Origin of the sequence: Ruminococcus hominis, assembly GCF_014287355.1 — a bacterium.
Lineage (GTDB): Bacteria > Bacillota > Clostridia > Lachnospirales > Lachnospiraceae > Schaedlerella > Schaedlerella hominis.
In genome coordinates this window covers 1,866,793-1,892,195 of record NZ_JACOPE010000001.1, presented here as the reverse complement: position 1 = coordinate 1,892,195, position 25,403 = coordinate 1,866,793, and the positions used below count along the sequence as shown (strand labels likewise).

Below are 25,403 nucleotides of genomic sequence, written 5' to 3'. Positions count from 1 at the left end.
TATGAAAAATCCATTATCAAAACGATATCTGCGTGAGCTGAGGGCGGAATGGGGAAAATATCTGGCCCTCTTTTTGTTCTTTACGATCATCATAGGATTTTGTTCCGGTTTTCTTGTGGCAGACGGAAGCTGCAAATCAGCCTATGATAACAGCTTTGAAAAATATAATGTCGAGAATGGACATTTTGTATTAACCGATTCCATTTCAGATGAATTAAAAGAGGAATTAGAAGAAAAAGAAGATATTACGATTTATCCGATGTTCTATAAAGATAAAGAAATCGCAAAAGAACATACAATCCGTCTGTATAAGATGCGTGATGATGTAAATAAAGCGGACTTGATGGAAGGAGAATATCCCAAAGCGGATGATGAAATCGTGATTGACCGCTTGTATGCAGAAAATAATGAGATTGCCATTGGCGATACCATGAAAATCGAAGGCAAAAAATACAAGGTTACAGGGGTGGTCGCATTATCAGATTACAGTGCATTATTTAAAAATAATACTGATATGATGTTTGATGCGAATAAATTTACAGTTGCGCTTGTAACGGAACATGCGTTTGATAAATTTGGAGATGCTGGTCTTAAGAAATGTTATGCGTGGGTAAATGATGACGTGGCTTTATCTGACAAAGAGCAGGAGGATAAGGCAAATGATATCAAGGATATCATAAAGAAAAAAGCTGTCATGACAGATTTTGTTGCCCGTCAGGACAATCAGGCAATCACCTTCACAGGAGACGATATGGGCGGAGACCAGGTAATGGTACAGTGGCTGCTTTATATCGTAATCGTTATTCTGGCATTTATATTTGCGATTACGGCGAGAAGTACGATTGAGCAGGAATCTTCCGTAGTCGGAACCTTATTGGCGTCCGGTTATACGAGAGGCGAATTGGTGCGGCATTATATGACGCTGCCGGTGGTTGTTATGCTGGTCGCATCTGTTGTAGGAAATGTACTCGGGTATACATGGATGAAATATGTTGTGACAGGGATGTATTACCATAGTTATTCGCTTCCGACATACACGACAATCTGGAATGCAGATGCTTTTATAGAAACGACAGTCATACCATTTGTGTTACTTCTGGTTGTAAATTTCCTTGTAATCATGTCCATGATGACTTTGCCGCCATTACAATTTTTAAGACATGAGCTTAAGAGAAACAAGAAAAGAAGAGCAATCAGCCTTCCAAACTGGAAATTTATTACCCGATTCCGCATCCGTGTGATTCTGCAAAATAAAGCGGCTTATCTGACGTTGTTTGCGGGTATTTTCTTCGCAAGTGTTTTGATGTTGTTTGGAATGATGTTATCACCATTGCTGACTCATTTTAAAGCAGAAGTACTCGATTCAAAAATTGCGAATTATCAGTATATTTTGAAAATGCCTTTGGAAACGGAGACATCAGGTGCTGAAAAATATGCAGTATCAGAGCTGAAAAACAGTAGTGACGAAGAGATTACGGTTTATGGAATCGAGGATCATTCAAAATATTTGAAGAATTTGGATCTGAAAGATGGAGAAGTCGTACTGTCAGACGGATATATGGAGAAATATGGTATCCAAATTGGAGACGAAATCAAGCTCCATGAAGAATACGGAGATAATAAATATACATTTAAGGTGAGCGGAAGTTATCATTATCCGGCTACGATGTGTATATTTTTATCAAAATCCACATTTTGCGATATATTTGACAAAGATCCGGATTATTTTAGCGGATATTTTACAGATAAAAAAATAGAAGATATCGACGATACAATGATTGCATCTACGATTACAGAACATGATCTGACAGTTATGGCAGATCAGCTCGAAGACTCTATGGGACAGACTTTTTATATGATGAATGGATTTGCTTTGATGATTTATATCATCGTAATTTATTTGCTTGCAAAAACTATTATCGAGAAAAATGCAGCGTCGATTTCAATGCTTAAGATTCTTGGGTATTCCGACAGAGAAGCCGGAAATTTATACAGCCTTGCAACGGGCGTTGTTGTGGCGATTTCTTTGATAATCGCGATACCGCTCAGTGATAAAGCGATAAAAGTGATCTATTATCTTATGATGAAGGATTATTCAGGCTGGCTGACATATTATATAGCTCCTTGGATTTATCCGACAATGTTTGTGTTGGGAATGCTTTGTTATCTGGTTGTATATATAATCCAGTCGAAAAAAATCCGAAGAATCCCATTATCACAGGCATTAAAAAATGTTGAATGATACTCTTATAAATAGTTATAAGAAAATGTAACAGTCGGATTCATTGACATGCAAGTATAAATGGTGGTAGGTTATCTGTAGCGAAAGAATGGGAAATGCAGCTAAAGGTAAGACTCGATTATAATTCCTGTTTGTATCGCTATAATAAAAGCTATGATGAATAAATACGAGGTGCAAAAGATGCAGGAATTAAAACCAATTAAAGAAGGAAAAGTACGTGAGATTTATGATAATGGTGACAGCCTGATCATGGTTGCAACAGACCGAATCAGCTGTTTTGACGTAATTCTGAATAATGAAGTGACAAAAAAAGGAACTGTATTGACTCAGATGTCAAAATTCTGGTTTGATCTTACAGAAGATATTCTTCCAAACCACATGATTTCTGTAGACGTGAAAGATATGCCGGAATATTTCCAGCAGCCCAAATTCGATGGCAACAGCATGATGTGCCGCAAGCTGGAGATGCTCCCAATCGAGTGCATCGTTCGTGGATATATTACAGGAAGCGGATGGGAAAGCTATAAAGAGAATGGAACTGTTTGCGGAATCAAGCTTCCGGAAGGATTGAAAGAATCTGACAAATTACCTGAGCCAATCTATACACCATCAACAAAAGCAGAGATTGGTGACCATGACGAAAACATTTCCTATGAGCAGAGTATAGAACATCTGGAAAAATATTTCCCAGGACAGGGAAAAGAATACGCAGAAAAATTGCGTGACTGTACAATCGCATTGTACAAAAAATGTGCAGAGTACGCACTGAGCAAAGGAATTATCATTGCAGACACAAAATTTGAGTTTGGTCTGGATGAAAATGGTAATCTTGTAATCGGTGATGAGATGCTCACACCAGACAGTTCTCGTTTCTGGCCAGCTGAAGGATACGAACCGGGACATGGACAGCCATCCTTTGACAAACAGTTTGCCCGCGACTGGCTGAAAGCAAATCCGGATAATGACTGGACACTTCCGCAGGATATCGTGGATAAAACAATCAATAAATATCTTCAGGCATATGAGATGCTGACAGGTGAAAAACTGAAATAAGATTAAATTGCTAACTACATAAAAAATTGAAAATATAATATCATGTCTAGGATGGACGCCCTAATCGATACCTAGACAAAAAAATGAATCACGAAAGTGGTTCATTTTTTTTGTGGTGGGTGGGACCAATGGGGACGGGGTTAGTGGACCAAAGGGGACGGGGTTAGTGGCTTTTTTGCAAACAAAAAAGCCACTAACCCCGTCCCCTTTGGTCCACTAACCCCGTCCCCATTGGTCCCACTTTTTTTTCTTAATGAGAAAAAATTATCAATAAAGGTATTGACATCTAATAAGAATTAGCATAAACTAACGTATGAAAAATGAAAATGATTATCAATAAAAACTAAGGAAGGGATGAACATGATGCCGTTAACAATGGTAAATCCGGGAGAAGAAAACATTATTAAGCGTATAGGTGGAAAAGAAGATACAAGAAGATTTCTAGAGAACCTGGGCTTTGTCGTAGGAGGAGCCGTAACGGTAGTCTCTGATATCGGAGGAAATCTGATTGTGAATGTGAAAGAGTCACGTGTAGCAATCGGAAAAGATATGGCAAACAAAATCATGGTATAGAAAGCATAGAAGAAAGGATGAACAGCATGAAAACATTGAGAGAGGTATCGGTAGGTCAGACAGTGAAAGTTACAAAACTTACCGGAGAGGGACCTGTTAAGAGAAGAATCATGGATATGGGAATTACAAAAGGTGTTGAAGTTTTTGTAAGAAAAGTAGCACCGCTTGGTGATCCTATTGAAGTAACAGTTAGAGGATATGAATTATCACTTCGTAAAGCAGATGCCGAGATGATTCTTGTTGAGTAATCAACAGTGATATAAATTTTTAGAAGAGAGAGTGAAGGAGAAGCATTATGTCAGTAAAAATTGCACTAGCAGGTAATCCGAACTGTGGAAAAACAACACTGTTCAATGCACTGACAGGTTCCAATCAATTTGTTGGTAACTGGCCAGGCGTAACTGTAGAGAAAAAAGAGGGAAAACTAAAAGGACACAAAGATGTTATAATCATGGATTTGCCGGGAATTTATTCCCTTTCACCATACACCTTGGAAGAGGTTGTTGCAAGAAACTATCTGATCGGTGAAAGACCAGATGCAATCATCAATATTATCGATGGAACAAACATTGAACGTAACTTGTACTTATCAACACAGATCATGGAGCTTGGTATTCCGGTAATCATGGCTGTAAACATGATTGATATCCTGGAAAAGACCGGTGATAAAATCCATCTGGACAAATTAAGTAAAAAGCTTGGCTGTGAAGTTGTTGCGATTTCTGCATTAAAAGGAACAGGAATCAAAGAAGCAGCAAACAAAGCAGTGAAACTTGCCCAGAAAAAACAGTCTGCAGAAACAGTTCATGAATTTTCAAGAGATGCAGAAGCAATTATCGATAAGGTAGAATACAAATTATCAGGAATCGTTCCAGAAGAACAGAAGAGATTCTTTGCGATCAAACTTCTGGAAAAAGATGATAAGATCAAAGACCAGATGAAAGCAACAGTAGATGTATCTGCTGAGATCAAAGAAATGGAAGGGAAATTTGATGATGATACAGAAAGCATTATCACAAATGAGCGTTATGTATACATTTCTTCCATTATCGGAGATTGTATTACAAAATCAAAAGCAAAAGGAGAGCTGACAACATCAGATAAGATTGACCGAATCGTAACAAACCGTTGGCTGGCACTTCCAATCTTTGCAGTGATCATGTGGATTGTATATTACGTTTCCGTTACAACAGTAGGAGCTTTTGTAACAGACTGGACAAATGATGTGCTCTTTGGAGAAATTATTCCACCGGCGATTGAAAAGCTTCTTGTGTCTGTTCATTGCGCAGCATGGCTGCAGGGATTGATCCTTGATGGTATCGTAGCCGGTGTCGGAGCAGTTCTTGGTTTCGTACCACAGATGCTTGTACTTTTCATTTTCCTCGCATTTTTGGAATCATGCGGATACATGGCTCGTGTAGCATTTATCATGGATAGAATTTTCCGTAAATTCGGTCTTTCAGGAAAATCATTCATCCCAATGTTGATCGGTACAGGTTGTGGAGTGCCTGGAGTTATGGCATCTCGTACAATTGAAAATGACCGTGACCGTAAAATGACAATTATGACAACAACATTTATCCCATGTGGAGCAAAGCTTCCAATCATCGCATTGATCGCAGGTGCATTGTTTGACGGGGCTTCATGGGTAGCACCAAGTGCATATTTCGTAGGAATCGCAGCAATCATTTGCTCAGGAATCATTTTAAAGAAAACAAAAATGTTCGCCGGAGATCCTGCACCATTCGTTATGGAACTTCCGGCATACCATATGCCAACAGTAGGAAACGTACTTCGAAGCATGTGGGAAAGAGGATGGTCATTTATCAAAAAAGCCGGAACAATCATCACATTGTCAACAATCCTGCTTTGGTTCTTAATGAGCTTCGGCTGGGTAGATGGTTCATTCGGAATGCTTGAAGCAGAACAGCTTAACGACAGTATCCTCGCTTCAATCGGAAACGTAATCGCACCACTGTTTGCACCTCTTGGATGGGGTGACTGGAAGATGGCAGTTGCAGCCGTTACAGGACTCATCGCAAAAGAAAACGTAGTAGGTACATTCGGTATCCTCTTCGGATTCGCAGAAGTTGCAGAAAACGGAACAGAAATCTGGGGACAGCTCGCAGGAAGCATGACAGCAGTTGCAGCATACTCATTCCTCGTATTCAACCTCTTATGCGCACCTTGCTTCGCAGCAATGGGAGCAATTAAACGTGAAATGAACAATGCAAAATGGTTCTGGTTTGCAATCGGATATCAGACATTGCTCGCATACGTAGTATCACTTTGCATTTACCAGATTGGTACACTCATCACAGCCGGAACTTTCGGTGTAGGAACAGTTGTAGCATTCATTCTCATTATAGGATTCCTTTACCTCCTGTTCAGACCTTACAAAGAAAGCAAGACATTAAAAGTAAGTGCAGGAACCATTTAGGGAACCATTTAGGGACGGGGTTTAGTGGCTATCTGGTGGCTATCGGGGACGGAGTTTTCTGGCTCTTCATGTGGCCATTGGGTGGCTCTTTAGGACGGAGTGGCTTCTTGAAATTTAGTGGCTCTTCAGAGTTTTAAACATGCCAAATAGACACGAAACTAATAAGAAAACAAATATGCAAATAAAAAAAGAAGGGATTGTCAGATATGGATAGAGAAGAAATAATTCAGCAGTTGAGAGCACATGGATGCCGTATAACAAAACAGAGACTGGCAATTCTTGATACTATCTTGGAGGGCGACTGCTCTTCATGCAAGGAAATCCATTACAAAGCTTCTAAATTAGATCCAGGAATCGGAATGGCAACAGTTTATCGAATGGTAAACTCATTAGAAGAGATTGGTGCAATCACGAGGAAAAACATTTATCTGGTAGGAGCGACCAATTAGAGACGGAGTTTAGTGGCTCGTCAGGACCAATTAGGGACGGAGTTTAATGGCACATAACATAACATTTCCATAGAATAAAAGAAAAAAGAGAAAGATTTTACAGAAGCGGTTGTAAAATCTTTCTCTTTATGATATTTTATATCTACTTAAGAAAAGTCTTCCGAGTTAAAATCATAGATTATTCTAAAATCAAAAGTCAAATTTTTATTCAAAACGATTCTATTAACAAAAATCAAAAAATTCCAAAAAGTAGAACAATATAATAAAGAAAGGAAAACTTATGCCGAGAAAACCAAGAGAAAAAAGTAGATTTGGCATTTACCACGTCATTTTGCGAGGTGTCAACAAGCAAATCATTTTTGAAGAAAATGAGGATTATTTGCAATTTATCCGTATATTAAAAAAATACAAAGAAGTATGTGAATTCAAATTGTATGCATATTGTTTGATGGACAATCATGTTCACTTATTAATGGAACAAACAACCACCGATTTAGGAACAATCATGAAAAGGATAGAGGTGAAATTTGTTAAATGGTACAATCGAAAATATAAACGCATCGGATATTTGTTTCAAGACAGGTATAAAAGCGAACCGATAAACGATGAAGGATATTTTCGGACTGTATTCCGCTATATTCATCAAAATCCGCTTCACGCGGGACTGGAAACTGCTGTCGGAACTTATAGGTGGAGCAGTTATTACGATTATGCAATCTCACAATCTTCGTTTGTAGATATAGACAAAGCGATAAATTTATTTCAAAGTAATGAAAAATGCATAGAATATTTACAATATATTTCTGATGAAAAATGCATGGAATATAATTCTTTATCACGGCTTTCTGACACGGAAGCATTGAAAATAATTCATAAGAAAACGTCTTGCGAATCCGCATCTGATTTTCAACATCTTGATCGAACCCTGCGAAATCAATACTTACAAAAGTTACATTATTCAGGCATTTCCATACGTCAGCTCAGTCGTTTGACGGGAATTTCCAGAACTGCAATAAATAATGCAATACGAGAAAGGACCATTTAGGGACGGGGTTTAGTGGCTCTTCCTAACGGCACTCCAAAAAAGCCAGAAACCCCGTCCCCAACGGCACCCCAACGGCACCAAAAAAGCCAGAAGCCCCGTCCCCACTGGCACCCCCCGGAGAGTATAATATGAGCACTATAATAAATGTAATCTATGTAATAATCTTGCTATGCGTAGCCTGGCAGGATTATAAAACCCGAATAATCCACAACAAATTTCATATCATCATCTTTTCCCTTGCATTTGTGCAAATGCTTCTCATACCAGAATACAGAATGCTGGATAGATTAATCGGCATGTTGGTTGTGTCCGGCCCAATGCTATTGCTGACCTTACTGATTCCAGGGAGCTTCGGCGGCGGAGACATCAAACTAATGGCCGCATCAGGCTTCTTTTTAGGTACGAGCTCCATTCTATGTGCAATGAACCTGGCAATCATAGCAGGAAGCGTTTACGGGATTATTATGCTAAAAAACAGAAAACGAGATAGGAAAGATCAGTTCGCCTTCGGACCATTCCTAGCAATAGGGCTGTCGATAGCTGCTTTTTGGGGAAATGAGATTGTTTCGTGGTATTTAAAAATCCAGCATTGAACATAACAAAATATTTGTGTTACAGTATAGAAAAGATGTGATTGGTAAATACCATCAAAAATAATCAGAAAGAGGCGGTATATATATGGAAGAAACAGAAAAGGAATTTTTAAAGAAATACGACGCATCGAAGTATCAAAAACCTTCAGTGGCAGCAGATATCGTAATTTTTTCAACATGTAATATGGAAAATATTGACTCAGGAGAATTAAAGCTTTTGCTGGTTAAGAGAGGAAAACATCCTTATAAAAATGCATTTGCTCTTCCGGGAGGTTTTGTCGGCATCGATGAAACAATCGAGGAGGCCGCGCGGAGAGAATTACTGGAAGAGACAGGCGTGGATTGCGAATTCTTAGAGCAGCTTCGAACTACAAGCACAGTCGACAGAGACCCTCGTTACCGAGTAATATCCGCAAGCTATATAGCACTGATAGATGCAGAAAAATATACCATCAAAGCAGGAGATGATGCCAGTGATGCAAAATGGTTTGCAGTATCGATGAAGCAGAATGAAAACAAAAACTGGGTGCTGAAATTACAGTCAGACAAAGAAGAACTAAAAGCGGTTCTTCACGAAGAAAAGAAAAAATGGATTCCAGAGTCAGAACTGAGAATTCTGGAAAATGACGGACTGGCGTTTGACCATGCACTGATTATCGGATATGCAATATGGAAGCTTAAAAGCTGGAAAAAGATGTAAAAAATAGTGAACACTCTGTGAACAAATGATAGACTTCTCACAATTCATATGGTAAGATACTAAATGAAAAAATATAATTCAAGACAGAACCAGAGGAGACAAAACATAGAATGGGAACATTAGATATCAAGCGCGGGACGAAGATGCAGCTTGCAAAAGATGCAGCAGTAGGTCAGGAGCCGGTATTCAATATGCTAAGTACATTTAATAAAGAACTCGACGAATCAGCATTTCTTGTATCGATTCCAATGTTAGATGGAAAGCCACTACAGGCAGATGAAAGTCAAAAATTCTTATTCCGCTACGAAGAAGGAGAAGAAACCCGCATCATTGCAGGTTACGTTGACGATGTAATAAAAGAAGGAATCCGTCGTTATTGGAAGATTCGAAGAGTAACTGAAAACCGACAATTCATAAAACGTATCGATGTTCGTATGAAAGTTGAGCTTCCGGTCAAATTCATGCAAGACACCTGGGAATTAAACTCACAAGGTGAGATAGAACAAGAATCCGGCGAGACGATGGATATTTCAAACAATGGTCTTGCGGTCTATATGAATCGCTGGTTTGAAGTCGGAGAAACCTGTATTTTTACACTTCCCCGTTTGGGAAATGCTTCCGAAGGGATGCCATCAAGAGAAGTCGTTGGCGTTATCTGCTGGGAGAGAGAGATGCCAAAAGGCGGACCATTCCGCTTTGTTACAGGTATTCAGTTAAGATTTGCAAATACAGATGAAAAAGTAAAAATGCAAGAATATGTAGCTTATGTAAAGAAAAGATATAAGCTGTGAGTAGCGTAGAATGAAGTGGAAAAAAGATAAAAACGACAATACCGATAATATCGAAAAGATAGAAAAGAAAAACAAAAAACAAAAGAACAAGAAAAAAAGAAAAAAAGCAAACGATCAGATTGTCCGTATTCAAGAATTAGAAGAAATGCTGGAAAAATCAGGAGAAGACATTGATCCGGAAACAATCGTCAGCATGTACGTGCCACACAGAAAACCAAAGAGAATCGGCGCCGCACTTCTGAGAATGGACAAGCTCAACTTAGTATTGATGGGAATGCTGCTCATAGTAGCTGTCCTGTTCATTATTGCATTTTCACAGGAAAAGATGGGAAACTTCACCATCAACTTGAACCGTTTGGAATTATATCGAAGAGGAATCAGCATTTCCGAGACCGGAGAATTCAACGATGCAACTGCAAGACTTACAGCCAGTTCAGTAAAAGATGCAACAAATATTTCGATAGACGATATTCCAGACAACTTAGATGGAGAATCCGGAAGTCATAACGGAAAAAACTACATGGCTTATACATATTATGTAAGAAATGCAGGAAAAGAGGATTTAGGATACATCGCAAAAATTACATTAGATTCATGTGCAAAAGGCGCTGAAGAAGCAGTGCGTGTTGCAGTGTGGAGAAATGGAAAACGCGTCGTATATGCTGAACCTGCAAAAGATGGTTCAGCAGAAAAAGGTTGCGTGAACTTCAAATCAGAGGATGTTGTCTGCAGCTATCATGAAGAAAATTTTCTGGTAGGAAATGTAGACAGATACACCATTGTTATCTGGATGGAAGGTGATGATCCCGAATGTGTAGATTCCATTATCGGTGGAAGCGTGCAATTTAGCATGCATATAGATTCAGATATAGACGACAACACAAGTCTGGTATGGAAATTTGTAAAAGATATTAAAGATACATTGAGCGGAGACAAGCCAATTAATGCAGCAGGAAATGAAGCTCCGAACGACAGTTACTATTCAGATCGTGACATCACTTGGGAGAATCGGAGAAACAAATGATAACTTAGGTATAAACAGTGCCACAACAACTGCTTATATAAATAAAATTCATAACATGACGAAAAGTACAACGGAATAAAAAGGATAAAAATACATACCTGTTATGAGATGGGATCCTCACCGGAAAAAGGTGACGGAGAAACTCTTTCCACCGGGCCCGGTGAGAGTACGATTTGATAACAGGAGAGTAGAAAATTATTGATGATACAAAAGCTATTTTAGAAAAATGCGGATGGAGATATATGGAATCCAACATCTCAATAAGAGAGGATATTCTGTTGTAAAATACGAATGGGAGGAAAAAATATGAATGAATCAAAAAATGTAAAAGCGCTGAAAAAACAGCTCGCTGCAGCCATTGCCATGGTATGCGTTGCCGCTGTAGCGCTCGGATCAAGTACATATGCTTGGTTTGTAAGTAATAATACCGTTAAAGGTACAACCACAAATATCAGTGCACAGTCAAATGCTGCATTTATGGTAATTGACAAAACTGTAACATCACAAAATTCTGGTACAGAAGCTTCTTATGAAGGAAATGCTAAACCACTTTATCCTGCAAAAGTGGATTTAATTGCTAATGCTGTTACTACAGGTGATGGTGAAAAAGGATATGTTATGCAGTCTGCATTTGCGTCTGACGCAGGAGCTACTACAATGAAAACAGAAACTCTGTTTGATATTGTAGGTACTGCAGACGCAAATGGAATCACAGGAACTGCTGTTACAGGAACTGCTGATGCTGCTGTTCAGTCTCAATTTGCAATTAAACAGACATTCTACATTGGTGAAAAAACAGGTACTACTGAACTGAAAAATCTTCGTGTTAGCGATGTCAAGATGACAGTAGATAGTACAGAAAAAGATTTAACTAACGCTATGAGAGTGTTAGTTATCTGCGGTGACAATTGGATTGTTTATAACGGAACAGGAGTAAAACAGCTTACCAATATCACGGAAGATGCAAATGGAAAATTCATCTTAAAGACAGATGGATTTAAGGGTGTTGGTACTACAAACCAAGTAAAAGTTGATATGTATGTATACTATGATGGTGATGATACAAATGTATATACTAAAAATCTTGCACAGCTTCAGACAGCACATGGTCTGACAGTATCCTTTACTGCTGACAATACAGCAGCAGGTGGATCTACTGGTTCTACTGGTACATATTCTAAGTAATTCTTACCAAAATAGGAATACTAATTAAAAATTTATTTTATACCCCACGGTTGTGGCGTGGGGTACATACCAAAGAGCAAAAAGTAATTTTTACTTTTTGGTATGTAGAAGCAGAGAGGTGATGTAAGAGTATGAATATAAAGAAAATGAAAATGCAGTTGGTGGCAACTGCTGCATCAGTTTTAATATCTGGTGTTGCATTAACCTCAGCCACATATGCATGGTATGTATCAAATAATTCCGTAACAGCAAACACGACTACAATCAGTGCGACTACGAATGGTTTCATTTTGCAGATTGCAGAAGCTGACAAAGGTGCACAGCAGGGTGGAAATAATCAGTCCCTATCTGCAACAACACTTGGTGGAAAAATTACTCCATCATCTACAAGTGATTTAAAGGATTGGTATATTTGTCTTGGATGGGATTCACATGGTAATGTTACAACATATACACAGCCCACGTTCAATACAAAGGCTGATGCAAAACCTGGGGAATATGAAGCTGGTGGTGAATCGCATTATGCATATCTTAAAAGTGAATATATTCTTTATACTATGACAGAAACAGGTTTGGCAGATGTATATTTGGATTCGAATGAAGGAAAACCGATTACCGTTACTATTGATAATGGGAAGATGGCATCCTCGACCACAATTCCGGATTCTATGCGAATTGCTCTTACGACTCAACCACTAGCCGCTGATGGAAAAACTCCTACTGGAACGGAAACATTGAGAGTTGTATATGCACCTACAGAAGAAACTGGAAAAGGGAATGATGCTGCTGCAGAAAATGGAATGACCTGTATTGCTACTGTAGATCAGGCAGCAAAGCTGACTCCAGTGTCATATTCATATATCTATGATACCCATTATTCCGATCAAAACGGAAAAAATTGGTCTGTCATAAAGGATGATGAGGATTATGTATTCCCGACTGGATATACAGAAAATAATAGTGAAGCAATTGCAAAGAATGTCGGATATAATGGTATCCTGCTTAGAACTTACATTTGGATGGAAGGCACAGATGCAGATTGTGTAAATAATAGTGCCACAGAAGATGAGGCAACTTATAGTGTTACTTTACGTTTGGCAGGTATTACATCCAATGGAAATTAAATAGGTTCCTTTGAAAGGTCATGGCAACCAAGCCATGGCTTTTCTTTTTATCCAGTTTCCCCATATTATCTACTATCCATAATGTAAATGATAAGCCCTACATCTCAAATTAGAAGGTTAACTTATGGATATAAAGCTAGCAATAATACGAAGATACCTCCGGGTATCTGATATATTAGCAAATTTTACATGAAAAGGTATTAAAAGGTATAAAAAAGATTTAAAAAGCATATAAATATGTTATAATACAAATAAATCCATGTGGAGGTGAAAGTAATGATAATGAGAGCCGAAGAAGTATTTAAACCAGGTGCATACCCGACATATACATATGTATCGCGTCATTATGAGGATACAGATATATCCTATGAATTACGATTAAAACAAGCACTGCGAACCGCTGGATGTCTGACTTCTATTATTGGTCCGTCAAAGATGGGAAAGACGATCTTATGTGAGAAAGTTATTGGATTAGATAACATAGTTGAAATTTCCGGAGCAGATTTTAATGAAAATACAGATTTTTGGGCAACAGTAGCGGCTAAGGTTGAGTTGCCTTATATGGGAGAAATAACGACCGAGAGATTTTCAAAGACCGAAGAAATAACAGACAGAGATGGAAAAAATGAAAAATATGTTCTTTCAAAAGATAAAATTATTGAATATTATATCCAACATGATAAAGTCTTGGTTATAGATGATTTTCACTATGCATCGCCAGAGATGCAGGTAAAAATAGCGCAACAATTAAAAGATGCAATACGCAGAGAATTAAAAGTTATAGTTGTTTCACTTCCTCACAGATCAGATGATGCAATTCGTCAGAATGCCGATTTATCAGGACGTTTGAGTTTGATTACTATTGATACGTGGAAAGAAGAAGATTTGGAAAAAATTGCACTAATGGGATTTGAAAAACTCGATATTAAAATTTCGGATGCTATTGCTGAAAAACTTGCTGTTGAATGTCTGACATCACCACAACTGATGCAGTATATATGTTTAAGCATTTGTACTTTATTAGAAGATGAAAATAAACAAGAAGTAACAGATGAAATTCTGGAAAAAGCATATAAGTTTACAACTGTGAATTTCAGCTATGCTGATGTAGTTAATACGATGGGAAAAGGTCCCAATCAGCGAGGTCAACAAAGAAAAATGTATGAAACAACAGATGGAAAGTTGTTAGATATGTATGGCTTGATTGTTGAATCACTTGCTAAAAATCCGCCATTAACAGAGATCTCATTTGAAATATTTTATAGTAGAATTATTCAACTGATTAAGCTGCCAGCAAATGAAAAGAATCCTGATAAAGCAATTGTTAAAGAGCATTTAAGAAAATTACAAAACGTACTGGAAGCAAAAGAAGAAATTTACAGGGCAATTGAATGGAAAGATGGAAAAGTATATGTATTGGATCCACTTTTTTTGTTTTATTTGAGATGGGGAAGAAAAAATGGATAACTGGTTGAAGCCATATATCGAAAAATTACAAAATATTTTTGAAATTAATGAGTATGATCAATTTGTTACAGAATTATACGAAATGCTAAGGATCAAGGAGTATCCAAATGATATTATTGTTCAAGTCAGAAAAAGAGCAACTTATTTAAAAAATCGCTTTTCAGATGAAGTAAATAAAGAAAATATGTTGATGGCGAAGATCAAATTAACAGATTATTTATCTGCATTGACACAGGAAGAAGATCAAAATTCGGATTTAAAGAATCTGGAAATATATTTGGAAAATTTTTATCTTTTTTTAGAAGCACTAACAGAATATTCACCTGATAAAAGAGCAACAATAAAACATGAAAATTTGAAGAAAATAACGATACAAAACGAATATGATTTGCAGCATTTATTATATGCGGCATTGAAACCTCTTTATCCAGGAATAAGAAAAGAAGTATCAAAGGACTCTGGTGTTGGAACAGTTCGAGAAGATATATTTATTTCAGATTTAGATGTGGTTTTAGAAGCAAAATGTACCCGTAATTCAATGACTTATAAAAAATTAATAGAAGAAATAGAAGCAGATATTGTTCATTATCCAGAAAAAAATATTTTCTTTTATGTATATGACAAAAAGAAGATTATAAAAGAAACTAAGAATTTTAATGATTATTTTAATAAACAATTTGATGGAAAAACAGTGAAACTGTTTGTATTGCAGCCAGTGAATTTGTAATAAAAATCGCCGAAAAGTAGACTACAACGGAACAATTGTTCATGTATATATTTGGATGGAAGGCACTGATGCTGACTGCGTCAATGGTAAAGCAATTGAAAATGATACAACGACATATGATGTTACCGTTAAACTTGCAGGTGTAGCGACAAGCGGACGATAAAAAGAAGGTCATGGTTAAAAGCCATGGCTTTTCTTTTTCTTCGATTTCCCCATATTGTCTACTATCCCCAATCTCCTCCACGCATTTTCAGTACATCTGATGAATTGCTATTTCCCCAGTTACCGGTATAGTCATGTAACTGAAAAGAGAACTTCAGAAGGGAGAAATGCAATATGCGAACAAATCAGGATATCATGTGGGAACAAAGTACTTTATGGGAATCGGTGGAGAAATGGGTGACTAAGTATTTGAAAAAGAGTCACTCAGAATATCGTGAACTCCAGGTGAAAACAATGAGAGTTATGGAAGAAAATCCAGCACTGCGGATACTATCATCTTGCACTTGTAAGTACCAACATTTATAATGAAAAATATGAAATTTATAAGACAGAAAGTAATGCAAAAGGAAGGCGGGATAGTAAAGAATGAATGAAATTATAGAAAGTTTATACAATAGAAAATCCGTGAGAGTATATAAAGAAAAAGCAATCCCAAACGAGATGAAGAATGTGATTTTAGAGGCGGCTATGCAGGCTCCGACAGCAGGATGTCAGCAGTTATATACAATTTTGGATATTACAGATCAAAATTTAAAAGAAGCACTTGCAGAAAGCTGCGACCACCAGCCATTTATTGCAAAGGCATCGATGGTTCTGGTGTTCTGTGCAGATTGTAAGAAGTGGTATGATGCTTATCTGGAAGCAGGGTGCAAACCGAGAAAACCAGGCGTAGGAGATTTGATGCTTGCGGTAACAGATACAGCCATTGCGGCACAGAATGCAGTGGTAGCAGCAGAAAGCTTTGGCATTGGTTCTTGTTATATTGGCGACATTATGGAGAATTGCGAAGAGCAGAGAAAACTCTTACAATTGCCAGAATATGTATTTCCGGCAGTTATGATAGTATTTGGCTGGCCTACAAAGCAACAAATGGAACGTAAAAAACCAGAACGATGTGAACAGAAACATATTGTGCATGAGAATACATACCATAATATGGACGGGGATGAATTACGGGAGATGTTTGCATATAAGTGTAAAAACAGCACCTACGAAGAGTGGTGTAGTGCATTTTGTAATCGAAAGTATAATTCAGACTTTTCAAAGGAAATGAGCAAATCAGTAACAGAATATTTGGAACAGTTTAGATGAGAGGCCTTTTGGGGACGGGGTTTTCTGGCTTTTTTAAAGCCAGAAAACCCCGTCCCGGATGGCATTAAACATGAGAGGATAAAAATAAGTTTTATGAATAAATATACAGATGAAATATATTCTTCCGATGGAATGAAGCAGGGAGATAATGCATTTGCGGTGATGCAGGCACAGAAGTTGGCAGCCTTTCACCGTGCGTTCACAAGCGCAAACCTCTGTGAATACTATGTAAATCTTGAAAAAAATACATTTGATACAATTAAAGTGGAATCTTCCTTGATGACGGCTTTTGAGCAGAGCCATACATGGGATGAACTGGTTACATTTTTTGTAGATAATTATGTTATCGAAGAAGATAAAAAGACGGTAACGGATTTCTACAATCGTTCATACATCACAGAAAAATTAAAAGGGCTTGAGACGGAGTTGTGCCAGGAATGTCGTATCATTTTGAATGGGGAAGAACGATGGGTCCGCAACGTCGTCATGCGTGGCGAGATTGAAGATTCCGAATACGCGATGATTTTCCTGAGAGATATCACTGAGTCAAAAGCTGAGACGATGAGACGAATGCAGATGGCATCTGACAATGCATCCATGGAACTCTTAATCAAGAGTATGGTGCGTCTGGTAGACCGTTTTGTAGTCTGTAATCTGGAAGAAGATCAATACAAATTTTATAATCTGCAGGGGGAAATGATATACAAACCATCTGGAACGTATCACGATTTTGTGGGGCAGGTGGCTGCAAAATATAAGACGCTGGAACCATTGGAACCGATAGAGGTTATGCTGTCTTCAGAAAATCTTCGGAAGAACCTGACAGATGAAAGAGACATTTATAAATTTGAGTATTGTTCGTTGGATGAAAATACTTATAAAATTGCGTCTTTCATTCCATTAGAGTGGAAAGGTACAAAACTGGCGAAGGTTCTATTGGCATCTATGGACGTATCTCAAGAGAAAAAGGCGGAAATCGAATCGCACAAGGCATTGAAGGAGGCATATCAGACCGCAGAAAATGCAAGCCGCGCCAAGACAGATTTTCTCTCAAATATGTCTCACGACATTCGGACACCGATGAATGCAATTATCGGTTTGACTGCCATTGCAGGGGCAAATATTGAAAATCAGGATAAAGTGATAGAATGCCTTGGCAAAATTACAAAGTCGAGCCGTCATTTATTGGGACTAATCAATGAAGTTCTAGATATGGCACGAATCGAAAGCGGGAAAATGTCTCTTGCGGAGGAAGATTTCAATTTGTCAGAGCTGGTTGACAATTTGGTCACAATTACAAAGCCGGGAATAGACGAGCACGGGCACAATTTTGAAGTGCATATCGAACACATTGAACACGAAGCAGTCTGTGGTGACAGCTTAAGAATCCAGCAAGTGTTTGTTAATCTGATGAGTAATGCCATCAAGTACACCCCGGATAGAGGAAATATTACATTTTCTATTAAAGAAAAGCCAAATGGATTTTCAGAACTTGGATGCTATGAGTTCTCCATCGAGGATAACGGAATAGGAATGACTTCCGAATACCAAAAGATTATGTTTGAACCTTTCAGCCGTGCGGATGATCATAGGACAACGAAAGTTCAAGGCACGGGTCTGGGCATGGCAATCGCCAGAAATATTATCAACCTGATGAATGGAAATATTACGGTTGACAGTACTTTGAACAAAGGAACAAAAATCACGGTAACGATTTATTTAAAACTCCAGGAGAGTAGAAAAGAGCAGGAAAAAGAACTGATCAATCTGCCGGTTCTGGTTGTAGATGATGACAAGACTTGTTGCGAAAGTACGATTGCAACCCTTAAGGATATAGGGATAGAAGGCGAATGGGTACTTACAGGGAAAGAAGCTGTGGAACGCTGCTATGCACGTCATGAAATGAACAGCGATTATTTCGCAGTGATTCTGGATTGGAAGATGCCGGAAATGGATGGCATTGAGACAGCCAGAAAGATTCGGGAGCGGATAGGAAAAGAAGTTACAATCATCATTCTCACATCTTTTGAATTTAGTGAGATTGAAGAAGATGCAAGAGCGGCAGGAGTAGATGCATTTATAGCAAAACCATTATTCCGTTCGCGTTTGACAGCCGCCTTGCGGCAATTCACCTCAGAGAAGAAAGAGAAAAACGCACGCGATTATCTTGAGGAATTTGCTAAGGTAGATTATACAGGAAAAAGGATTCTTATTGTAGAAGACAACGAACTGAATCGCGAGATTGCTGCAGAGATTCTGGGGATGACAGGTGCAGAGATCGATGTCGCCGAAAATGGAAAAATTGCGGTCGAAAAAGTTATAAATGCTCCCGAAAATGAGTATGATCTCACATTTATGGATATCCAGATGCCAATTATGAATGGCTATGAAGCAACTGCGGCAATCCGTTCACTTCCGGGTGCCAGAGGAAAAGTGCCAATCATCGCCATGACGGCAAATGCATTTGCCGAGGATGTACAGCTGGCAAAAAATACGGGGATGAACGAACATATCGCAAAACCGCTTGATATGAATAAGCTAAATGATGTCTTAAAACAGTGGCTGTAGAGGATCAAGCAATGGGGACGGGTGACCAACGGGGACGGGGTTAGTGGCTTTTTTGCCTGCAAAAAAAGCCACTAACCCCGTCCCAATAACGTTTAGTTAAGCCCAAAAGTTTATTTTATATATTTTTTATGTAATTTTTTCAAATTTATAGTTGACAAAATATCAGAAATTTGCGGCTTCCTTACTGATAATTAATCAGTAAGGAAGCCCTTGAAGTTAGACATATGTTTTTTCTTCAAGGAGGTAATTTTATGAAACCAACGACAATTCGAAAACGTTTTTTCTCTGTCTTAAATGATGCTGAGCAAAATCTTCAAGATTTTGTAAACAAGCCTGGCTCAGATATGACCAGACATAGATTATGTACCTTTACAGATACTATAAATGCTACTCTTTGCTTCACAATGAATAGAACCAATACGGAATTATTTAATTTTTTTGGAATCCGTAACAAACCTATTCCATCAAAATCTGCTTTTACCCAACAACGTAAAAAGATTAATTCGGAGTTCTTCCCGTATCTCTTAAATTCTTTTAATAAAGCACTCCCTTTTACCAAAACATATAAGGGATTTCATCTTGTTGCTGTAGATGGATCTGATATTAATCTTCCTACCAACAATAAAGACTTTGTATATCGCATTAAACAAGCAAGAAGTGATAATTACTTTTTTCAAATGCATCTGAATGCTCTTTATGATATTTGTGAAAACCGTTATGTTACTGCCGTTACTCAACCTCGCCCTGAAATGAATGAGTCCAAAGCATTCTGTCAAATGGTTGATCAGTGTTCATTACCAGATAATACAATCTTCATCGCAGATAGGGGATATATTTGTTTAAATACGGTGGCACATCTGATTAACAATAATAAATTTTTCCTTATCAGAGCAAAGGCTCCTTCCAGTTCTGGAAGTTTTCTGAAAAATCTATTGGTAGATAATGTTGAATCAGATATGGAATTTACTGTGGGAGTAACAAGATCGAAAAAAAACATACGACATTGTACACTAAATAAATTTAAAATAGTAAAAAATAAACGACTTTTTGAGCCAATCGCACCAGGTGATACAAAAACTATATATTCTATGAATATACGGTGTAGCTGTATAAAACTTAGCAATGGGGAATATGAATATCTGGTTTCCAACTTACCGAAAGATAAATTTTCCGTAAATGATTTAGGGGAATTATACTGGAAAAGGTGGTCAATTGAAACATCCTTTAGACGTCTGAAATATGCTCTTTCTTTGGTATATTTGCATTCTGTGAATAGAGATTTGATTATTCAAGAAGTGTTTGCCAAGTTGATAATGTATAACTTTTCTTCACTTTTACATACTTTTGCTACATTGGAAAGAAGTAAGTCAGAAAAAGTGAAAAAGTTAAAATATGAATACAAAGTATCTTTCGATGATGTTATTCCTATAGCCCGCGAATTAATAAAACGGCCGATAAAAAATGATATAGTAAAAGCTCTATTATTGCGACATTTAACAGCTATCAAAGTAACAAAATCGTCCGCCCGACGAGTAAGGTCACAAACTGTAAAACCGCTTAACAATAGAGCTTAATACATAATATATTATACAAACGTAGCCGACAGATGTAAAGCTCTGTCTTTTTGTTGTACAAAAAATAATTTTATTCATTATTTGTAGAAAAGAATAACAACATCAAGTCTTAGTAATCTACAATATATTGTAAAAATAGAGTTAACTAACCCCGTCCCCATTGGTCCATCAACTGAAAAAACATTCAATAAATGTTTCTGTTTCAGAAATTCTGCATATACTACTAATGAGCGTGGAGATTCTAGCTCCACAAAATTCTCCTAGAGCTATTGCACTCTGGAGATTTTGTGATATAATGACTTTAGAGGATAGCGGCGATGATCAGCTATCGCGGTGATGAAGCAATTGACTGGTTCGGTTTCAGCCGATTGTGGAGCCAGAACGTGGGTTATGCGGTAACCACAAGCCGAATAGATTCTTTGAATCGAAGAAAAACGCTTAGTGAGAGTCTTGCTTCGGCAAGGCTCTTATTTTGTGGAAAAGGAGATGGTGTGTATGGAAAGCAATGATCACGGATTACTGTATGATGCCGCAGTTGCGTGGAAAGAACTAACAGAATATTATTATGTTTTTACATTTGGTTACAAACAGCAATTGTACACAATTCATCTGTCATTTCCGCCTGAGAAGTTTCCACATCTTGCAGGATTTCAATATTTGAAGGATATTAATTTGCCACGATTCAATTCATCTAAAACAACGGAAGTGATTCTTTCAGGAAAAATTAGTCACAATCAAATTGAAAAAGGTTCACAATACGAAGAATCTGTAAAACCGCGTCTGGAAGCATTGATCCGATTGAAGGAAACGCTGGAACAGGATTTTCAGTTACATTCTTATATGCCCCGGTTCTATTCTTTCACCACGCAAATTAAAGCAGATTACCTAATTTCCAGTACGACAGCACCAGTGGATTTTATATTTATTATTAAATCCAGTTCATTAGGAGAAATTTCGATTTGTGATTTTGTATGTTGTTCTGCTTTTACGCAGACGAAGCGAGACTACCGTGAAAACCAGCGTCCACGAAGTATTTTGAAAAAAGAACGGATACATATCGCAACCAATACAACTAAGGTGCTATTTGATCGTCTGAACAGGCAGCAATAAAAATACACAAACATACAAGGCACAGCTCATATAAGAGTATGTGTCTTTTTTATTGAGAAAACAGATAAATTACATTAATCTATGACAATGCAAACTAACATACAAGTTATACGCTCTGAAAACCTTATGAAAGGAAGCTACAAAATCGGTAATTACATGTTTTAATTTTAAACTTGAAAGAGCGGTGCTTCTTGTTTCTATTGAAAAAGTTTGAAAATATAAAAAGTGGAATCCTAAGCGAGCATAAAAAGAGTTGGAATTAGTTGCTTTGGGATTATTGAAGGAAATTTCACCTTATGTGGAGTAGCAAACATTTCATTTGGCAAAATGTTTCTTCAATTAAGTTAAATTTATATATCGAATTAGAGCAGTGGAATGTTTTTCTGATTTAATAAAAACAAATGTAAAATGTTAACAGGATATTAGAAAGTTATTTGGATGAAGTAACTCCGGATGGTTTTTTGAATCGAAAGAAAAGTGAAATTGTATACAAGTGTACAACAAGAATAAAGTAATAACAGAACGCATTTACTTATGTTTTGTTGATGTATTTTGATTATGATAAAAAATTTACCATAGAAATATTGAGTTTTGGGCACAACATTGAAAAGAATGTCAAATTATGGTAAGATAACAATTGGATTTTATGTCTAAAAGTGAAAAAATAACATATATGGGCAAACCCAAACAGGAGGAGGTTGTCAATGTCGAAACAAGAACAAAAAAGCGATGATATCGAAGAAACTTCTACAGATAAATTGTTAGAAAAAATTGAGCAGGATAAAAATTTTTTAAAGAAAAGTTTTGTATATGCATTTGTGGCATTGGTAGCGATTATTGCACTTGGAATAGCTTGGTTTGTGTCGAATACTAGGGTGACTTCAACGGGAGTAAATGTGTCAGCGATGGATGATAATCCGTTTGTATTGGCGAGTGTTGGTGGAGGAATAAGTGCAGAAAACACTTATTTAAAAGATGATAATAAGCAAAATCTTTTTACAGATGGAAAACCAACAGTATATGAAAATTATATTGATACATCTACAGGAAAACAGGTAAGTACGAAACAGACTTATTATATCGGGACAAATGGTCTTGCATGGCGTTTGAGTGAACAAAAAAGTTTTCAGCCAGGAGCAACTGGAAAATTGGAATTTTATATTATTCCGAAAAAAAATGAAGTGGGAAAATCAAGCGTAGAGGTGACGATAGATTTGGAGGCATATGAGTTATCAAAAAATAAAGATAAAGCAATAAAATCCGAAGATGAATTTCTGCCAGATTTGGTAAGGGGACATATATTGCTATTTCAGAGCTTGGATAATACACAAGGTTACAGTGGCTGGCTGTACAATACAGAATCTAAAACAAATAAAATGACTGTAAGTGCACCGAAAGGTGGTTTTCAGGAAGGAGTGCCATATAAGGTGACATTTTACTGGATATGGCCAAAGTATTTTAGAAATTACGTATATGATGCAAGAAACACATATGGAGATTTGTTTGCAAATATTGAAAACAATACAGATTATAATACATTGCTTAGTTTTGTAAATAATAATCAGAACCAGTTATTTTACGGAGGCACGACATCAAGTGAAATAAATAATCAAATGACAGATGAGGTTTTGGATCAGTGTAATAAGTATTACAATGATGCGGATGAATATATCGGTCAGAAGCAATGTTACATATATATAGAAGCGTCAGTACAGTAAAATGGGAGATATGTAATGAGGAATATAACGGATAAATGTGAAACGAAAAAAAAGAATACGAAATGTAAAATGTTGATCCGTTTGACGATAAGTATGTTAGTTGTAATTCTACTAGCGTTTGGTGTAAGTAAAGCGTGGTTTGTGCATGAAAATAATATTGCTACGCTAATGCAGGTAACAGAGCCGTCATCTATCGCAATTCGAGGACCACATGGGGAAGCATTGTCCTCACTTGATTTGTCATATACAGAAGATGATAAGAAAGGAGATACTGTAACGATAAAGAGGGTAGTAAGTGTCAGCAGTGATGCGAGAAGGCATAAAATCGAAATTGTTCACACAACGAATTTAAAAGGACTGACATTTAAAATTTATCCGGCAACAGAAGTGACATCAAAGACGGATGGAAGCGTTACAGAAGGCAATTACACATATACATATAGCACAACACCTTTAAATGGACATTATATTAATGAAGGGAACTCAACAGCAGATTATAAGTACGCGAATGGTTCAAAACATTCTTGGAACTTTGATAATTATAATCAGGTACAAGCACATGCGGAGCCGATTTACTGGTTGGCAAATGAAACACAGGATGGTGTAAAGAAAGATAAGACAAACACGTCAGTAGATAGCGAATATTTGAATTATTATGTGATTGAAATAAGCTGGACAGAAACGGAAAAAGAAACAGATATTTTTTATTTACTGGTTCAAATTGATAATAAATAGTAAATAGATCATAGACTGGGAGGGAGAATGGTCATGAAGCTGACAGAACGTCTAAATTTTAAAATTGTTATATGTGCGATACTTGCGATGGCAGGAATACTTGCAGTAGCAGGTGGAAGTTATGCAGCTTATACAAGTCAGGATGCGCAGAGGGGCGTTGTCAGAAACAGGGATACAGAAGCAGTAAGATTTACTTCTAATTATTTACAAATCTGTGCAAATGGAACAGCACAAAATAAATATGCAGGGAAAACAATCCTGTTTACTGAAAGTCAGAAAACCCAATCGAAATTACCAATAAACATTGAAATATATAACTATGTAAAAGGAAACACTGCAATAGTAAATGAAAGAGATATCGTATATGATTTAACTTTGACATTTGAGGGGGGACATGAAGGGTATACTGTTAATGGAAATACAGTAACTGGAAATACATATACTGAAAAAGGCGTAACCTTAACAGGGCGTTCGGCAAGTACAAAGAAATACACGGTGACTATTTCAGGTGCAGATGTTGACAATCTGAAAATTACTGCAACGGCAATACCGACAAAATTGTCTGTGACCAATAATCAAATATTGGCAGCTGTCATTTCTCCGTGTACAGAATCAAAAGTAAATGTATTTACATGTGAGGGAAGTTTCATAGATGCTTCCGATGATGCAGAATCGACACCGGCTAAGTACGATGCATTTAACTATGAGGTGTCAATTTCGAACGGAAAAGCAGATGTAACGATTACATGGGATTCAGAAGCAGTGGAAATAGATAAACATTTCTTGCAAAAAATAGGCAAAGCAGATACATCAACTAGGGCGGGAACAGTAACATTTGAAATGAACCAGGAAGAGGGAAGTGGAGATTATTTGATTCCATTTTATATAATATCGAAAGATAAAGTGAAAGATTTGGACTGGACTGGAATGAAAGATATAATAAAAGTTGAGGGAACGAAAAAATAGGGAGT

At 37.2% G+C, this 25,403-nt stretch carries 24 protein-coding genes; all 24 read left to right on the top strand.

The window, feature by feature from the left end:
• The first annotated feature begins 1 nt into the window (after position 1).
• The 24 genes from H8S40_RS08320 to H8S40_RS08205 all read left to right on the top strand — a co-directional run bounded on the left by H8S40_RS08320 (position 2) and on the right by H8S40_RS08205 (position 25,398).
• Positions 2-2,242 (top strand): ABC transporter permease, encoded by a 2,241-nt coding sequence (locus H8S40_RS08320; RefSeq protein WP_186865033.1) that lies wholly within the window; start codon positions 2-4, stop codon positions 2,240-2,242.
• 156 nt (positions 2,243-2,398) lie between these two features.
• Positions 2,399-3,295: a phosphoribosylaminoimidazolesuccinocarboxamide synthase gene (locus H8S40_RS08315; protein ID WP_276312735.1), complete on the top strand. Its 897-nt coding sequence runs from the start codon at positions 2,399-2,401 to the stop codon at positions 3,293-3,295.
• Between the two features lie 360 nt (positions 3,296-3,655).
• On the top strand, positions 3,656-3,868 hold the full coding sequence (locus tag H8S40_RS08310; RefSeq protein ID WP_022075313.1) for a FeoA family protein: 213 nt from the start codon (positions 3,656-3,658) through the stop codon (positions 3,866-3,868).
• A gap of 26 nt (positions 3,869-3,894) precedes the next feature.
• Positions 3,895-4,116, top strand: coding sequence for a FeoA family protein (locus tag H8S40_RS08305; protein WP_022075312.1), 222 nt, complete (start codon positions 3,895-3,897; stop codon positions 4,114-4,116).
• A gap of 47 nt (positions 4,117-4,163) precedes the next feature.
• The gene (gene feoB / locus H8S40_RS08300) at positions 4,164-6,308 is read left to right on the top strand and encodes a ferrous iron transport protein B (protein ID WP_186865032.1); all 2,145 of its coding nucleotides are present in this window, start codon (positions 4,164-4,166) and stop codon (positions 6,306-6,308) included.
• A 206-nt stretch (positions 6,309-6,514) separates the two neighbouring features.
• On the top strand, positions 6,515-6,757 hold the full coding sequence (locus H8S40_RS08295; RefSeq protein ID WP_117989313.1) for a Fur family transcriptional regulator: 243 nt from the start codon (positions 6,515-6,517) through the stop codon (positions 6,755-6,757).
• 280 nt (positions 6,758-7,037) lie between these two features.
• A complete protein-coding gene (locus H8S40_RS08290) occupies positions 7,038-7,802 on the top strand; it encodes a transposase (protein ID WP_186865031.1) in 765 nt (254 codons plus the stop codon).
• Positions 7,803-7,930: 128 nt separating this feature from the next.
• Positions 7,931-8,395, top strand: a complete 465-nt coding sequence (locus tag H8S40_RS08285; protein WP_186865030.1) for a prepilin peptidase — start codon at positions 7,931-7,933, stop codon at positions 8,393-8,395.
• Positions 8,396-8,480: 85 nt separating this feature from the next.
• Positions 8,481-9,095, top strand: coding sequence for an NUDIX domain-containing protein (locus H8S40_RS08280; protein WP_186865029.1), 615 nt, complete (start codon positions 8,481-8,483; stop codon positions 9,093-9,095).
• Positions 9,096-9,205: 110 nt separating this feature from the next.
• Positions 9,206-9,886: a PilZ domain-containing protein gene (locus tag H8S40_RS08275; RefSeq protein WP_186865028.1), complete on the top strand. Its 681-nt coding sequence runs from the start codon at positions 9,206-9,208 to the stop codon at positions 9,884-9,886.
• 10 nt (positions 9,887-9,896) lie between these two features.
• Entirely contained in the window at positions 9,897-10,910 is a 1,014-nt protein-coding gene (locus H8S40_RS08270; RefSeq protein WP_186865027.1) for a hypothetical protein, read from the top strand.
• Between the two features lie 306 nt (positions 10,911-11,216).
• Positions 11,217-12,095: a hypothetical protein gene (locus H8S40_RS08265; RefSeq protein WP_186865026.1), complete on the top strand. Its 879-nt coding sequence runs from the start codon at positions 11,217-11,219 to the stop codon at positions 12,093-12,095.
• A gap of 131 nt (positions 12,096-12,226) precedes the next feature.
• Positions 12,227-13,219: a hypothetical protein gene (locus H8S40_RS08260; protein WP_186865025.1), complete on the top strand. Its 993-nt coding sequence runs from the start codon at positions 12,227-12,229 to the stop codon at positions 13,217-13,219.
• A gap of 276 nt (positions 13,220-13,495) precedes the next feature.
• Positions 13,496-14,686, top strand: coding sequence for a P-loop NTPase family protein (locus H8S40_RS08255; protein ID WP_118738354.1), 1,191 nt, complete (start codon positions 13,496-13,498; stop codon positions 14,684-14,686).
• Positions 14,679-15,413 carry a PD-(D/E)XK nuclease domain-containing protein gene (locus H8S40_RS08250; RefSeq protein ID WP_186865024.1) on the top strand — a complete coding sequence of 245 codons (735 nt, stop codon included), beginning with the start codon at positions 14,679-14,681 and terminating at the stop codon, positions 15,411-15,413. The genes H8S40_RS08255 and H8S40_RS08250 overlap by 8 nt, the downstream gene beginning before the upstream one ends.
• Before the next feature lie 336 nt (positions 15,414-15,749).
• On the top strand, positions 15,750-15,941 hold the full coding sequence (locus tag H8S40_RS08245; protein WP_186865023.1) for a hypothetical protein: 192 nt from the start codon (positions 15,750-15,752) through the stop codon (positions 15,939-15,941).
• A 60-nt stretch (positions 15,942-16,001) separates the two neighbouring features.
• Positions 16,002-16,727 carry a nitroreductase family protein gene (locus H8S40_RS08240; protein WP_186865022.1) on the top strand — a complete coding sequence of 242 codons (726 nt, stop codon included), beginning with the start codon at positions 16,002-16,004 and terminating at the stop codon, positions 16,725-16,727.
• Positions 16,728-16,820: 93 nt separating this feature from the next.
• Positions 16,821-19,295 (top strand): hybrid sensor histidine kinase/response regulator, encoded by a 2,475-nt coding sequence (locus H8S40_RS08235; protein ID WP_243238212.1) that lies wholly within the window; start codon positions 16,821-16,823, stop codon positions 19,293-19,295.
• A 251-nt stretch (positions 19,296-19,546) separates the two neighbouring features.
• Complete coding sequence (locus H8S40_RS08230; protein WP_186865021.1) at positions 19,547-20,869, top strand: IS4 family transposase; 1,323 nt, start codon at positions 19,547-19,549, stop codon at positions 20,867-20,869.
• 317 nt (positions 20,870-21,186) lie between these two features.
• Entirely contained in the window at positions 21,187-21,378 is a 192-nt protein-coding gene (locus H8S40_RS08225; RefSeq protein ID WP_186865020.1) for a hypothetical protein, read from the top strand.
• Positions 21,365-21,979: a PBECR4 domain-containing protein gene (locus tag H8S40_RS08220; protein WP_243238210.1), complete on the top strand. Its 615-nt coding sequence runs from the start codon at positions 21,365-21,367 to the stop codon at positions 21,977-21,979. Before H8S40_RS08225 ends, H8S40_RS08220 begins: the two co-directional genes overlap by 14 nt.
• 704 nt (positions 21,980-22,683) lie before the next feature.
• On the top strand, positions 22,684-23,697 hold the full coding sequence (locus H8S40_RS08215) for a hypothetical protein (protein WP_186865018.1): 1,014 nt from the start codon (positions 22,684-22,686) through the stop codon (positions 23,695-23,697).
• 15 nt (positions 23,698-23,712) lie between these two features.
• The gene (locus H8S40_RS08210; RefSeq protein ID WP_186865017.1) at positions 23,713-24,432 is read left to right on the top strand and encodes a hypothetical protein; all 720 of its coding nucleotides are present in this window, start codon (positions 23,713-23,715) and stop codon (positions 24,430-24,432) included.
• Positions 24,433-24,465: 33 nt separating this feature from the next.
• A complete protein-coding gene (locus tag H8S40_RS08205; RefSeq protein WP_186865016.1) occupies positions 24,466-25,398 on the top strand; it encodes a hypothetical protein in 933 nt (310 codons plus the stop codon).
• Positions 25,399-25,403 lie beyond the last annotated feature (5 nt).